This window comes from Shinella sp. G-2, assembly GCF_050172695.1.
GTDB lineage: Bacteria > Pseudomonadota > Alphaproteobacteria > Rhizobiales > Rhizobiaceae > Shinella.
The window spans coordinates 108,748-122,101 of the sequence record NZ_JBBEYH010000008.1 but is presented as its reverse complement, the minus strand read 5'-3'; the positions used below and the strand labels follow the sequence as shown (position 1 = coordinate 122,101).

The 13,354-nt window shown below is 66.8% G+C and carries 11 protein-coding genes; 5 read left to right on the top strand and 6 right to left on the bottom strand.

Going from position 1 to position 13,354, the window contains the following annotated elements:
• Window positions 1-5: 5 nt before the first annotated feature.
• From V8U06_RS15375 to V8U06_RS15360, 4 genes are all read right to left on the bottom strand, one after another.
• On the bottom strand, window positions 6-638 hold the full coding sequence (locus tag V8U06_RS15375; RefSeq protein WP_226921726.1) for a precorrin-8X methylmutase: 633 nt from the start codon (window positions 636-638) through the stop codon (window positions 6-8).
• Window positions 635-1,972: a precorrin-3B synthase gene (cobG, locus tag V8U06_RS15370; protein WP_427141392.1), complete on the bottom strand. Its 1,338-nt coding sequence runs from the start codon at window positions 1,970-1,972 to the stop codon at window positions 635-637. The genes V8U06_RS15375 and cobG overlap by 4 nt, the downstream gene beginning before the upstream one ends.
• Window positions 1,969-2,742 carry a precorrin-6A synthase (deacetylating) gene (gene cobF / locus V8U06_RS15365; RefSeq protein WP_427141391.1) on the bottom strand — a complete coding sequence of 258 codons (774 nt, stop codon included), beginning with the start codon at window positions 2,740-2,742 and terminating at the stop codon, window positions 1,969-1,971. The genes cobG and cobF overlap by 4 nt, the downstream gene beginning before the upstream one ends.
• A gap of 140 nt (window positions 2,743-2,882) precedes the next feature.
• Window positions 2,883-3,704, bottom strand: a complete 822-nt coding sequence (locus V8U06_RS15360) for an AraC family transcriptional regulator (RefSeq protein WP_226921729.1) — start codon at window positions 3,702-3,704, stop codon at window positions 2,883-2,885.
• Between the two features lie 106 nt (window positions 3,705-3,810).
• Here V8U06_RS15360 and V8U06_RS15355 point away from each other — a divergent pair, with 106 nt between their 5' ends.
• Window positions 3,811-5,013 carry an MFS transporter gene (locus V8U06_RS15355; RefSeq protein WP_427141390.1) on the top strand — a complete coding sequence of 401 codons (1,203 nt, stop codon included), beginning with the start codon at window positions 3,811-3,813 and terminating at the stop codon, window positions 5,011-5,013.
• Between the two features lie 139 nt (window positions 5,014-5,152).
• Here V8U06_RS15355 and V8U06_RS15350 read toward each other — a convergent pair whose 3' ends face one another.
• Entirely contained in the window at window positions 5,153-6,436 is a 1,284-nt protein-coding gene (locus V8U06_RS15350; RefSeq protein ID WP_427141389.1) for an NAD(P)/FAD-dependent oxidoreductase, read from the bottom strand.
• A gap of 119 nt (window positions 6,437-6,555) precedes the next feature.
• Window positions 6,556-7,452: a LysR family transcriptional regulator gene (locus tag V8U06_RS15345; protein WP_427141388.1), complete on the bottom strand. Its 897-nt coding sequence runs from the start codon at window positions 7,450-7,452 to the stop codon at window positions 6,556-6,558.
• 166 nt (window positions 7,453-7,618) lie between these two features.
• Here V8U06_RS15345 and hglS point away from each other — a divergent pair, with 166 nt between their 5' ends.
• The 4 genes from hglS to V8U06_RS15325 are packed head-to-tail and all read left to right on the top strand — an operon-like array spanning window position 7,619 to window position 13,246.
• Window positions 7,619-9,016 (top strand): 2-oxoadipate dioxygenase/decarboxylase HglS, encoded by a 1,398-nt coding sequence (hglS, locus tag V8U06_RS15340; protein ID WP_427141387.1) that lies wholly within the window; start codon window positions 7,619-7,621, stop codon window positions 9,014-9,016.
• A gap of 11 nt (window positions 9,017-9,027) precedes the next feature.
• The gene (locus tag V8U06_RS15335) at window positions 9,028-10,446 is read left to right on the top strand and encodes an FAD-binding oxidoreductase (RefSeq protein ID WP_427141386.1); all 1,419 of its coding nucleotides are present in this window, start codon (window positions 9,028-9,030) and stop codon (window positions 10,444-10,446) included.
• A gap of 22 nt (window positions 10,447-10,468) precedes the next feature.
• On the top strand, window positions 10,469-11,992 hold the full coding sequence (gene amaB, locus V8U06_RS15330) for an L-piperidine-6-carboxylate dehydrogenase (RefSeq protein ID WP_427141385.1): 1,524 nt from the start codon (window positions 10,469-10,471) through the stop codon (window positions 11,990-11,992).
• A 21-nt stretch (window positions 11,993-12,013) separates the two neighbouring features.
• On the top strand, window positions 12,014-13,246 hold the full coding sequence (locus V8U06_RS15325) for a pyridoxal phosphate-dependent aminotransferase (protein ID WP_427141384.1): 1,233 nt from the start codon (window positions 12,014-12,016) through the stop codon (window positions 13,244-13,246).
• Window positions 13,247-13,354 lie beyond the last annotated feature (108 nt).

Genomic DNA, 13,354 nt, shown 5'->3' with positions numbered 1-13,354 from the left:
CATGTTCATAGCCCCGGCCTCGCCAGCGAATTGAGAGCGGCCGCGGTCATCGCGCTGCCGCCGAGCCGGCCGCGCACGATGGCGAAGGGCACGCCATAGGAGTTTTCCGCCAGCGCGTCCTTCGATTCCGCCGCACCGACGAAGCCCACCGGCATGCCGAGGATCGCCGCCGGCTTCGGCGCGCCGTCGCGCAGAAGCTCGAGCAGGTAGAAGAGGGCGGTCGGCGCATTGCCGATGGCGACGACCGAGCCTGCCATGCGCTCCAGCCAGAGGCGGATGGCGGCGGCCGACCGGGTATTGTCGATCTCCCTGGCGAGATCGGGCGTTCGCGGGTCGCGCAGCGTGCAGATCACGTCGTTGTTCGCCGGCAGGCGGGCGGCGGTGACGCCGCGCGCGACCATCTCGGCATCGCAGAAGATCGGCGCGCCGGCCTGCAGGGCGGCGCGGGCGGAACCCACGAAATCCGGCGAGAAGACGAAATGCGCCGCCGCCTCGACAAGACCAGCCGCATGGATCATGCGCACGGCGACGTCCGATTCCGCTTCGGAAAAGCGGGAAAGATCGGCTTCGGCGCGGATGATCGCGAAGGATTTCTCATAGATGGCCGTGCCATCCTTGATGTAGTCGTACTCTGTCATTGTTGGCCTTGAAATGCGGAAACGAGGGCGGCGGGCGCGGTGCGCTCGAGCAGGCTTTGGGCGGTCTCTTTCTCCCTGCGGCCGCTCAGCAGGAACGAGCCGAGGCGTTCGATAGCCGGCTTCAGAGTATCGGCCGGAAGGAGGGTCGCGGGTGGATCGCCGGCGCGCCCATCGAGCACGAGGCCGATGCCGGCAGCGGTGCCGCAGAGCGTGACGGCGGCTTTCGCCGGATGGGCGCAGCCCTTCGGGCAGCCGGAGACGTGAAGGTCGACCGAGCCGTCCAGCAGGACGCCGGCATGCGCGACCAGGGCATCGGCGGCGGCGCGCGTGTCGAAGGCGGCGGAGGCGCAGCCGGCGGCGCCGGCGCAGATCGATATGGACCGGCCGGGCGCGTCGTCGGCGCTCCAGAAGCCTTCGCGTTCGGCGACGCGCTTGGCTTCGGCCAGTCCCCGTTCTTCCAGACCGCGCGCCAGAAGGGTCCGGTGCGGGGCAAGGCGGTATTCCGTGGCTCCGCAAGCTTCAAGGGCGTGGGCGAGTGCGGCGAGGCGGTCGGCATGCATCTGGCCATAGGCGGGCGCGAGGCCGAGCACGGTTTCCGTGCCGATGCTGTGGCTGCCGATCGGGTGACGGGCGGAGGCGGAAAGGCGTTCCGGGGCCACGGCTGCATCGAGGCGTGCCGCCAGCATCCGGGCGTCGAGGTCGCGGCCGCGGGCGGCGGGGCCGTTGGCGGCGAGCGCGGCGACGACGGCCATCGTCCTGTCGATCACGTCCCCTGCCGGAAACAGGCCGATCCCGTTTGCCGTCGCGCGGTCGCCGCCGACGGAGAGGCGCCATGCCGTTCCTTCGGCCGCGGCGTCGAGACGAATGTCGGCGACCATGTCGGCAAGGCAAAGCACGCCGCCGCCATCGACGACGATGGCGAGCTTGGGCGCAAGTACGAGGGACGCTTCGGCAATGGCGCGGCGCAGCGCATCGGCGAGCGGCGCGGCATTGGCGGTTTCCGAGGGATCGATTCCGGCGAGTGGCGGCGTTTCGATGGCGACGCCCGTCTGCGGCGCGATGCCGGCCGCCTCTAGACCGGCGGCAAGGCGAGGCACCGAAGCCTCCGTCAGGCCGCGAAGCTGCAGGTTGCCGCGGGCGGTGATTTCGATGAGGCCGTTGCCGTGCTCGCGGGCGAGGGTGGCGATGGCCACGAGGTCCCGGGCGCTGAGGGCAGGCGCGACCGGCCGCAGGCGCACCAGCAGGCCGTCGCCGGTCTGCATCGGCGTGGCGACCGACGGGCATGAACCGCGGCGCAGGGCATTCGGCTCGGTTCGGGCGAGGGGCGCCGTCATGCTGCGCCCTCTTCGCTGGCGGGGCGGCGGATCAGATAGGTATCCATGATCCAGCCGTGCTCTTCGCGCGCCTTGCGGCGCGTTTCGGTGATGGTCTCGGCCATGTCGGCAAGCCGGCCGGAGAGAAGGATTTCGTGCGGCGTGCCGAGATAGGCGCCCCACCAGATTTCCGCTTCCGGGTCGTCCACGGTGCGGAAGGCCTGCACGCCATCGAGCATCACAAGCGCATCGCGCGCCGTCCCGGGCCAGCCCTCGGAAAGGCGGCGGCCCGTGGTGATCTCGACGGGCAGGCCGATGCGGTTGAGCGCGATGCCGTGGCCGGCGCACAGCGCCTGCACGCTGGTGATGCCGGGAATGACTTCGGTCTCGAAGGTGACGTTGCCGGCCGTGCGCACGTGTTCGATGATGCGCAGCGTGCTGTCGTAGAGCATCGGATCGCCCCAGACGAGCAAGCCGAGCGTCTGGTCTTCGCCCACCTCGCCGAGAAGCGTGCGCTCGTAGATGGCGGCGATGGCGCGGTGCCAGTCGTGCACGCCATCCGCATAGGCGCCGTCGGCGCGGCGTACCGGCACGGAATAGTCGAGAATTCGGCAGTCGGCGTTGGTGAGGAACCGGTCGCAGATGTCGCGACGCACGGCGGCAAGATAGGCCTTCTCGTCGCCCTTGGTGGGAATGAGCAGCACGTCGGCCCGGTTCAGTGCGCCAATCGCCTGAACGGTCATATGCTCGGGATTGCCCGCGCCGATCCCGATGACCAGTATCTTTCTCAAAATCCGTCTCCCGTGCGGCTTGCGCTCCCGGTTTGCGGCCCGACTTGGGTCCCGCTCCCCTTCCTAATCCCAAAAGCCGCCGGAAAACAGTCCCCGATTCGCGTCCTTTGCCGGTCTTTTTGAGACTCCGGGCCGGCGTCTCAGGCCGCCTCGCGGCTGGTGAGGTAGGCGCGGGGCGAGGCGCCGAGCATGCGCTTGAACATGGTGGTGAAGGCGGGCACGCTTTCGTAACCCGCATCGAGCGCCACGCGCGTTACTGGCTCGCCGGCGGCAAGGCGTGGCAGGCAGGCGAAAAGGCAGGCCTGCTGGCGCCAGGTCACGAAGCTGATGCCCATCTCCTGCCGGAAGAAGCGGGTGAAGGTGCGCCGGCTCATGTTGAGGCGCCTGGCCCAGTCGTCGATCTTCGCCGTCGGCGAGGGTTCTTCCACGAAATCGCGGCAGAGGCCGGCCAGCCGGCCGCTCAGCGGGAAGGGCAGGCCGAGCCGTCGTTCCGGGAGGCGGCCGATCTCGTCGATGAGCAGCGCCATGACGAGATCGGCCCGTCCACGGTCCTCCGCCATGGCGTCCTTGCGCACGGCCTCGGCGAGGAGCTGGCGGGCAAGGTCGGTCACTTCGAGCACGGCTGGCTCCAGCGATGCGGCGCGGCCCTCGGGCGAATAGATATAGACCGAGCGCATGCTGACATCGCTGTACATCTCGACGGAATGCTCGAGGCCGCGCGGGATGAGCAGCGCGTGGCCGGGCGGGATCATCCAGCGGCCCCGGTCGGTCGCCACCAGCACGACCCCACCGAACACGCAGAGAAACTGGGTGCGGCGATGCCGGTGCGGCGGCACGGTATAACCGCCCGGAATGTCCGAGCTGTGCACCAGCACGTCCGCGTTCGACTGCTCCATCCGGGCGAGGTTGCGCACATGCTCGGCATCGAGAGCCTTCAGGCGCGCGGCGTTCAGTTTTTCCATTTTGGCCCACTCGCGTAAGAAATGGACCTCAGCACAAAAGCAGGCCGCGAGCAATCCTTGTATTTGAGCAAAAACGCCCGTTGCGGCGCATCATTTCGAGGCCCTCATGTCGACAGTCGTTCCCGCGGCGCCGCGTCACGCCGCCGCCACCACCTATTCCATCATCGTTGCGGTCAGCGCCTGCCACATGCTGAACGACATCATGCAGTCGCTGCTGACGTCGCTCTACCCGCTCCTGAAGCAGAACTACGCGCTCGACTTCGTGCAGATCGGCCTTCTGACCATGGCCTTCCAGGTCACGGCCTCGCTGCTGCAGCCGGCGGTCGGCATCGTCACGGACCGCTGGCCGATGCCCTTCTCGCTGCCGGTCGGCATGGGCAGCACCTTCGTCGGCCTCATCATGCTGGCCTATGCGCATTCGTTCCCCGTGCTCGTTTTCGGCGCCTGCCTGATCGGTCTCGGCTCGGCGATCTTCCACCCGGAATCCTCGCGCGTCGCCCGCCTTGCCTCCGGCGGCCGCCATGGCCTCGCCCAGTCGATGTTCCAGGTCGGCGGCAATGCCGGCACGGCGCTCGGCCCGCTGCTCGCCGCCTTCATCGTGCTGCCCTTCGGCCAGACGAGCGTCGCCTGGTTCTCCGCGGTCGCGCTGGTCGGCATGGTCATCCTCACCTGGGTCGGCAACTGGTATGCCGGCGAGCGCCGCCTGGCCGCAGGCCGGCCGGCGGCCAGCCGTGAACTGCCGCTGCCGCGCGGGCGCGTCGCCTGGGCGCTCGTCGTGCTCGTGCTGCTGACGACGACGAAGAACGCCTATCTCTCCAGCATTTCGAGCTACTTCACCTTCTACACGATCGACCGTTTCGGCCTCGACGTGCAGCAGGCGCAGCTGATGCTGTTCCTCTTCCTCGGCGCCTCCGCGCTCGGCGTCTTCATGGGCGGCCCGATCGGCGACCGCTTCGGCACGCGCTTCGTCATCTGGTTCTCGATCCTCGGCGTCATCCCCTTCGCGCTGATGCTGCCCTATGCGAACCTGTTCTGGACGGGCGTGCTGACGGTGCTGATCGGCCTCATCTTCTCCTCGGCCTTCTCCGCCATCGTCGTCTTCGCGCAGGAACTGGTGCCGGGCCGGGTCGGCATGATCGCCGGCATCTTCTTCGGCTTCGCCTTCGGTGCGGGCGGCCTCGGCGCGGCCCTGCTCGGCGGCGTCGCCGACAGCCACGGCATCGAGTTCGTCTACAAGATCTGCTCCTACATGCCGCTGCTCGGCGTCCTCACGATCTTCCTGCCGCGCCTGCCGGCAAAGCAGCACTGAGACCTTCGGAAAAGCAAAGCGCCCGGCTTTTCAGGCCGGGCGCTGGTTTTGCTGGCAAAGGTCCCGCCCGCTGCGGTTCTGGAACCTTCGACAATCGTCTTGCGCCCGGCCTGAAGCCGGGCGTTTTGTTGGAAGGTTCTTAGAAGCGGGCGCCGGCGAAATGGGCGATCTGGGCGCCGAGTTCGTAATAGCCTTCGCGCACCGAGCGGAAGGCCTGGGCCTCGGGATCGCTGACCGGCAGGGGCAGGTCGCCTTCGGTGATCTCGCCGGACACGAGTTCCGCCAGCGTCTTGCCGAAGACCGTGCCGGGCGCGATGCCGCGGCCGTTATAGCCGGAAAAGCCGACGACGTTTTCGGCAAGGCGGTGGAAGCGCGGCAGGTTGTCCGCGGTCATGCCGATCTTGCCGTACCATTCCGCCTCGAAGGCGACATCGCCGATGGCGGGGAAGAGCTTCTTCAGCGCACGCCGCGCCCAGGCCTTGTGAATGCCCGTGCCGGTGCCGCGCAGGGCCCCGACGCTGCCGAAGACCAGCCGGCCGCGCTTGTCGAAGCGGAAGGAGGACAGCACTTCCTGGGTATCCCATGCGCCCTGCCGCTCGGGCAGGATCTTCGCCTGCATCTCGGCGGAGAGCGGCACCGTGGCGAAGTTGAAATAGGGAAGGTGCACGAGTTCGGTGCGCACCTCGTTCCACGGTGCAACCGTGTAGGCATTGGTCGCCACCACCACCCAGTCCGCCGTCACCGAACCGCGCGCAGTCTTCACCGTCCAGCGCTTGCCTGTCCGTTCCGCACCCGTCACCGGGCTGCCGGTGAAGACTTGCGCGCCTGCGGCAATCGCCGCGCGGGAGAGGCCGCGGGCATAGGCGAGTGGCTGGATCGTGCCGGCGCGCATGTCGAGCAGCGATCCGGCATAGGCCTCGGTGCCGACCTTGCGGGCGGTTTCGGCCGCGTCCAGCAGGCGCACGGGCGCGCCGCGGCGGGCCCATTGTTCGGCACGCTGCTTCAATTCGTCGAGGCCGGACTGGCCGACCGCGCAGTGCAGCGTGCCGGCCGGGTTGATCTCGCAGTCGATCTTGTGCTTCTCGACGAGATCGAAGACGAGGCGGGGCGCATTGCCGAGAAGTTCGAGCAGGCGGCTGCCATAGAGGTCGCCGAGCACGCCGGGCAGTTCGTCGGGCATCACCCACATGCCGGCGTTGACGAGGCCGACATTGCGGCCAGAGCCGCCATAGCCGATTTCCGCGCCTTCCAGCAGGATCACCCGAGTGCCGCGCTCGGCAAGGTGCAGCGCCGTCGAGAAGCCCGTATAGCCGCCGCCGACGATCACGACATCCGCCTCCGCCGTACCGGAGAAGGCCGTCGTTTCGGGGGCGGGCGGAGCGGTCATCTCCCAAAGGCCATGGGAGCGCGGATCGTTGAGCATTGTGGTCTGTCTTTTCGGAAGGAGGATTGTCGCCGCACCATCGGTGATGCGGCACCATCACTAAAGCAAAAAATCAGAACCGGGTCATGCCCCCTCCGCATGAAGAGGGCGCGGGACGGTTATCGCGGGACCTGCTTGGCGATCCAGGCGCGAAAGGCCTGACTGAGCGGGTTTTCCAGCTTCCCCTCGGGCACGACGAGATAATAGCTGTTCTCCGTCTCCATCGGCCGGTCGAAGACGACGGCGAGGCGGCCGGTCTCCAGCTCCTGTTCGATGAGATATTTCGGCAGCAGGGCAAAGCCGAGGCCGGCGACGGCGGATTCGATGACCATGGAGAACTGGTCGAAGCGATGGCCGCGATAGGCCGTGTCGGCGGAAGCGCCGATCAGCTCGAACCATTGCGCCCAGAGTTTCGGCCGCGTGGCGAGATGGAGAAGGGGCGCCTGTTCCAGGTCCTTCGGCTCGGAGAGGTTCCAGGATTTCAGCAGGTCCGGGCTCGCCGCCGGCAGGATCTCTTCGCTGCACAGATAGGAGCAGGCGGCGCGCGCCCAGACCGGCTGGCCGTAGTGGATCGCGAGGTCGAAATTCTCCTCGTCGAAATCGAACGGCGCGGAGCGGGAGGCGATGTTGATGATCGTGCCCGGATTTTCCGCGAGGAAACCCGGAATGCGCGGCGTCAGCCAGCGACTGCCAAAGGTCGGCAGGGTCGCGATGGCGAGGCTGTGCTCGGAGGAGGCCGAAGCCATGGCGCGCAGCATGGTCTCTTCCGTCTGGTGCAGCAGCTTGCGCACCTCCGGCAGGAAACGGCGCCCGTCGTCCGAGAGAACGACGCGCTGACGCACGCGCTCGAAGAGCAGGACGCCGAGCTGTTCCTCGAGGTCCTTGATCTGGCGGCTGACGGCGCTCTGGGTGAGATTGAGTTCATGCGCCGCCTGCGTGAAGCTGCCATGGCGCGCGGCGCATTCGAACGCCTGCAGCGTCGTGACGTCAGGGATCAGCCTTCGACTGAGCTTCATTCATTCCTCGCATCAACATAGTCAGAACGGTCGCAATCGCTCCATGAAACGATCCGGTATGATCCGTTTTGAGAATGATCAGGGCCACCCTTTTTAAGCAATTGCAGGAAAAGTGTGAAGCGGTTTTCCGTCGGCAATTGCGCAACCACGAAACGAGACGCTTTCCATGAACGCAAATTCGTACGTTTCCGCCGACAAGATCCGCTCGGATTTCTCTGCCGCCATGTCCGGCATGTATCGCGACGAAGTTCCGGCCTACGGCACGCTGATGTCGCTGGTCGCCAGGGTGAATGACGAGACGCTGTCCGCCGATCCGCATCTGAAGACGCGTCTCGAAGCGACCGACTCGCTGGAGCGCATTTCCGAGGAGCGCCACGGCGCCATCCGCCTCGGCACGCCCGAAGAGCTTTCCATGATGCGCCGCGTCTTTGCCGTCATGGGCATGTTCCCGGTCGGCTATTACGATCTGTCCACGGCCGGCGTGCCGGTGCATTCCACCGCCTTCCGCCCGGTTGGCGCGGAAAGCCTCAGCCGCAATCCCTTCCGTGTCTTCACCTCGCTGCTGCGCCTCGATCTCATTGCCGACGAAGCGTTGCGCGAGGAGGCCGCGACGGTTCTGGCCGGCCGCAAGATCTTCACCACCACGGCCGTGCTGCTGGTCGAAAAGGCCGAGCGGGATGGCGGGCTCGACCGCACCGATGCGGCGCGTTTCGTCGCCGAAGTGCTGGAAACCTTCCGTTGGCACGACCATGCCATCGTTAGCGCCGACATGTACAAGCGCCTGCACGATGCGCACCGGCTGATCGCCGACGTCGTCTCCTTCAAGGGGCCCCACATCAACCACCTGACGCCGCGCACGCTCGATATCGACAAGGTGCAGGCGCGCATGCCGGATGAAGGCATCGCGCCCAAGGCCGTGGTCGAGGGCCCGCCGACCCGCCAATGCCCGATCCTGCTGCGCCAGACCTCGTTCAAGGCGCTGGAAGAGGCGGTTTCCTTCATCGCCGAGGACGGCAGCTGGCAGAAGGGTTCGCACACCGCCCGCTTCGGCGAGATCGAGCAGCGCGGCGTGGCGCTGACCCCGAAGGGCCGTGCGCTCTACGACAAGCTGCTTGCCGACACCCGCGCCCGCGTGCGCCCGGCCGCCGATGGTTCCAACGCCGCCGAATACGAAGCGGCGCTCGCCGACGTCTTCAAGGCTTTCCCGGACAGCTGGGACGGCATCCGCAAGGCGGGCCTCGGCTACTTCCGCTATTCGCTGACGGAGAAGGGCATTTCGGTCACCGGCCGCAATGCCGATCTCGAAACCGCCATCGAAGCCGGCCTCATCCAGTTCGACCCGATCGTCTATGAAGACTTCCTGCCGGTCAGCGCCGCGGGCATCTTCCAGTCGAACCTCGGCGACGACGCGACGCAGGAATTCGTCGCCAGCCCGAACCAGATCATGTTCGAGCGCGATCTCGGCGCGGCCGTGCTGGACGAATTCGCCCATTATGCCGGCATCCAGCGCGCCTCGCTTGAAATGTGCCTCGGCATCGTCAACATGGCTGCCGCCGCGGAGTGACGGACGCTAGCATGATCGAGGCACGCCATATCGATACACTGAAAGGCATGCTCGGCGAGAAGGGTCTTCTCACCGCGCCCGCCGACATGGCCGCCTATGAAACCGGCGCACGCTACGACAAGGGGCGTGCCGCCTTCGTCGCCCGCCCGGTCACGACAGCGGAAACCTCCGCCGTCGTCGCCTATTGCGTGAAGAACGGCATCGCCCTCGTGCCGCAGTCCGGCAATACCGGCCTCGTCTCAGGCTCGACGCCGGACGGAAGCGGAGGCCAGGGCATCCTCAGCCTCGATCGCCTGACCGCCCCCTTCGCGCTCGACCGCGTCAATCGCACGGTGACGGCAGGCGCAGGTCTTCGCCTTTCCGATCTCAACGGCAAGCTTGCGGAAACCGGTCTCTTCTTCCCGATCGACCTCGGCGCGGACCCGCGTCTTGGCGGCATGATCGCGACGAATACCGGCGGCTCGCGCTTCCTGCGCTACGGGGACGTGCGTCGCAACACGCTGGGCCTCACCGTGGTGCTGGCGGACGAGGCGGGCACGGTGCTCGACCTTTCCTCCAGCCTGCGCAAGAACAATACCGGCGTCGACTGGAAGCAGCTCTTCATCGGCACGTCCGGCGCCTTCGGCATCGTCACCGAATGCGTCCTGAACCTCGAAGCCGCGCCGAAGCAGTCGGCGACGGCCCTGCTCGTTCCCGCCTCGGCGGAGCAGGTCGCACCGCTGCTCGTCGCCATGGAAGACGCGCTCGGCAGCTATCTCTCGGCTTTCGAGGGCATGTCCGGCAACGCCGTTAGCGCCGCGCTCGACCACGTGCCCTCGCTGCGCAATCCCTTCCAGGGCGGCGTGGTGCCTGACTTCGTCATCCTTGCGGAAATCTCCCGTTCCACTCCGCCGCGCGAAGGCGAGCAGCCGCTCGACGCAGTGCTTGAAGAGGTGCTGGCCGCGATCTGGGAGCGGGAAGACGCGCCGCTTGCCGATGCCTTCGTCGGCCCGCCGCACGAGATCTGGGCCCTGCGTCACGCGCTTTCGGAAGGCGTGAAGCATAGCGGGCGATTGATCGCCTTCGATCTCTCCTTCCGCCGGGGTGACATCATGCCCTTCCTCGCCCATATGAAGGCGGAAATGCCCGACCACTTCGAGGACGTGACGATCTGCGATTTCGGCCATATCGGCGATGGCGGCGTGCACTTCAATCTCGTCGTCGCCAAGGACGACCCGCGCCTTGCCGATCCCGATTTCGAGGCGGACCTGCGCGAATGGGTCTTCACCGTTGCGGTCGAGCACTTCGGCGGCAGCTTCAGCGCGGAACACGCCATCGGCCGCAAGAACCAGGCCTTCTACGACAGATACACCCCGGACGAAATCCGCAAGCTGGCGGCCGGGTTGAAAACCATCACCTCGCCGGGTCCGCTCGGCGCCATGACATTTTAAGAGACAACCAGGGAGATACCCGATGACGAAAGTCGACGTGAAAACCGAAACCGCAGCCCTTCTCGACAAGCTCGGCGTTGCCCGTTCCGCCTGGCAGGGTGGCGACATGGCCTCCTACAGCCCGGTCAGCGGCGAGGAGATCGGCAAGCTGAAGACCGTTTCGGGCGCCGAGACCGACAAGGCCATCGATGCCGCCCATGAAGCCTTCAAGGCCTGGCGCCTCGTGCCGGCCCCCAAGCGCGGCGAACTCGTTCGCCTGCTCGGCGAAGAACTGCGCGCCTCCAAGGCCGATCTCGGCCGCCTCGTTTCCATCGAAGCCGGCAAGATCACCTCCGAAGGCCTCGGCGAAGTGCAGGAAATGATCGACATCTGCGATTTCGCCGTCGGTCTCTCCCGCCAGCTCTACGGCCTGACGATCGCCACCGAGCGTCCCGGCCACCGCATGATGGAAACCTGGCACCCGCTCGGCGTCGTCGGCATCATCTCGGCCTTCAACTTCCCGGTCGCCGTCTGGTCGTGGAACGCTGCCCTCGCGCTCGTCGCCGGCAACTCCATCGTCTGGAAGCCCTCTGAAAAGACCCCGCTGACGGCGCTCGCCTCGCAGGCCATCTTCGAACGGGCGCTCGCCCGCTTCGGCGAAGCTCCGGCGAACCTCTCGCAGGTTCTCATCGGTGACCGTGCCATCGGCGAAGCCCTCGTCGACAACCACAAGGTCGCGCTCGTTTCGGCCACCGGCTCCACCCGCATGGGCAAGGAAGTCGGCCCGCGCCTCGCCAAGCGCTTCGCCCGCTCGATCCTCGAGCTCGGCGGCAACAATGCCGGTATCGTCTGCCCCTCGGCCGATCTCGACATGGCGCTGCGCGCCATCGCCTTCGGCGCCATGGGCACCGCCGGTCAGCGTTGCACGACGCTCCGCCGCCTCTTCGTGCATGACAGCGTCTACGACCAGCTCGTTCCGCGTCTGAAGAAGGCCTACACCAGCGTTTCCGTCGGCAACCCGCTGGAAACCTCCGCGCTCGTCGGCCCGCTCGTCGACAAGCAGGCCTTCGACGGCATGCAGAAGGCGCTGGAAGCTGCCAAGGCCGAAGGCGGTTCCGTCACCGGCGGCGAGCGCGTCGCGGATGCCGGCAAGGACACGGCCTATTACGTGAAGCCCGCCATCGTCGAAATGCCGAAGCAGGCCGGCCCGGTTCTCGAAGAGACCTTCGCGCCGATCCTCTACGTCATGAAGTATTCCGACTTCGACAGCGCGCTCGACGACCACAACGCCGTCGCAGCCGGCCTCTCCTCGTCCATCTTCACGCTGAACATGCAGGAAGCCGAGCGCTTCCTGGCGGCTGACGGTTCGGACTGCGGCATCGCCAACGTCAACATCGGCACGTCCGGTGCTGAAATCGGCGGCGCCTTCGGCGGCGAAAAGGAAACCGGTGGCGGCCGCGAATCCGGCTCCGACGCCTGGAAGGCCTATATGCGCCGCGCCACCAACACGGTGAACTACTCCAAGGCCCTGCCGCTCGCCCAGGGCGTCTCCTTCGATATCGAATAAGAGCGACATCGGACAAGCGCCATGAACAGCCAGACCAAGATCGAGGAGGCGGGTTTTGTACCCGCCTCGCGCATCGCCGCCATCGGCGTCTCGAAGATCCTGCAGATCGGCGCCCGCGCCGCTGCCATGAAGAAGGAAGGCCTGCCGGTCATCATCCTCGGCGCCGGCGAGCCCGACTTCGACACGCCCGATAACGTCAAGGCGGCCGCTAAGGCCGCCATCGACCGCGGCGACACCAAGTACACCGCGCTGGACGGTACGCCGGAGCTGAAGAAGGCGATCTCGGAAAAGTTCCGCCGTGAGAACGGCGTCGACTACGCCGTCGACGAAGTCACCGTTGCCACGGGCGCCAAGCAGATCCTCTTCAATGCCTTCATGGCGACGGTCAATCCGGGTGACGAGGTCATCATCCCGACGCCCTACTGGACGTCCTATTCCGATATCGTGGAGATCTGCGGCGGCGTGCCGGTGCTGATCCCCTGCGACGCGGAAGCCGGCTTCCGTCTGAAGGCCGAGCAGCTGGAAAAGGCGATCACGCCGAAGACCCGCTGGGTGCTCTTCAACTCGCCGTCCAACCCGTCGGGCGCTGCCTACAGCGAAGCGGACTATCGCCCGCTGCTCGACGTGCTGCTGCGCCATCCGCATGTCTGGCTGATGGTCGACGACATGTACGAGCACATCGTCTATGACGGCTTCAAGTTCGTGACGCCCGTTGCCATCGAGCCGCGCCTGAAAAGCCGCGCGCTGACGATCAACGGCGTTTCGAAAGCCTATGCCATGACCGGCTGGCGCATCGGCTATGCCGGTGGCCCGAAGGCGCTGATCAAGGCCATGGCCGTGATCCAGAGCCAGGCGACATCCTGCCCGTCCTCGGTCAGCCAGGCCGCCTCGGTCGAGGCCCTGAACGGCCCGCAGGACTTTCTCAGGGAGCGCCAGGCGGGCTTCAAGCACCGCCGCGATCTCGTCGTCTCCGCGCTGAACGCCATACCCGGCCTTGCCTGCCGCACGCCGGAAGGCGCGTTCTATACCTTCTCCGGCTGCGCCGGCGTGATCGGCAAGACGACGCCCAAGGGCAAGCGCATCGAAGCGGACAGCGACTTCACGGACTACCTGCTCGAAGACGCGAATGTCGCCGTCGTCCCGGGTTCGGCCTTCGGCCTCTCGCCCTACTTCCGCATCTCCTACGCCACGTCGGAAGCGGAACTGGCGGAAGCGCTGAAGCGCATCGCGGAAGCCTGCGCCCGGCTTTCCTGAAGCGTCTCGCCTGTCGCCTTCCAGCCCGCCGCAGCCAGCCTGCGGCGGGCTTTTCCTTGCCGTTCGCCGGCTTGACCCGGCCCCAGGGGCCGGCCTCATAGAGGGGCG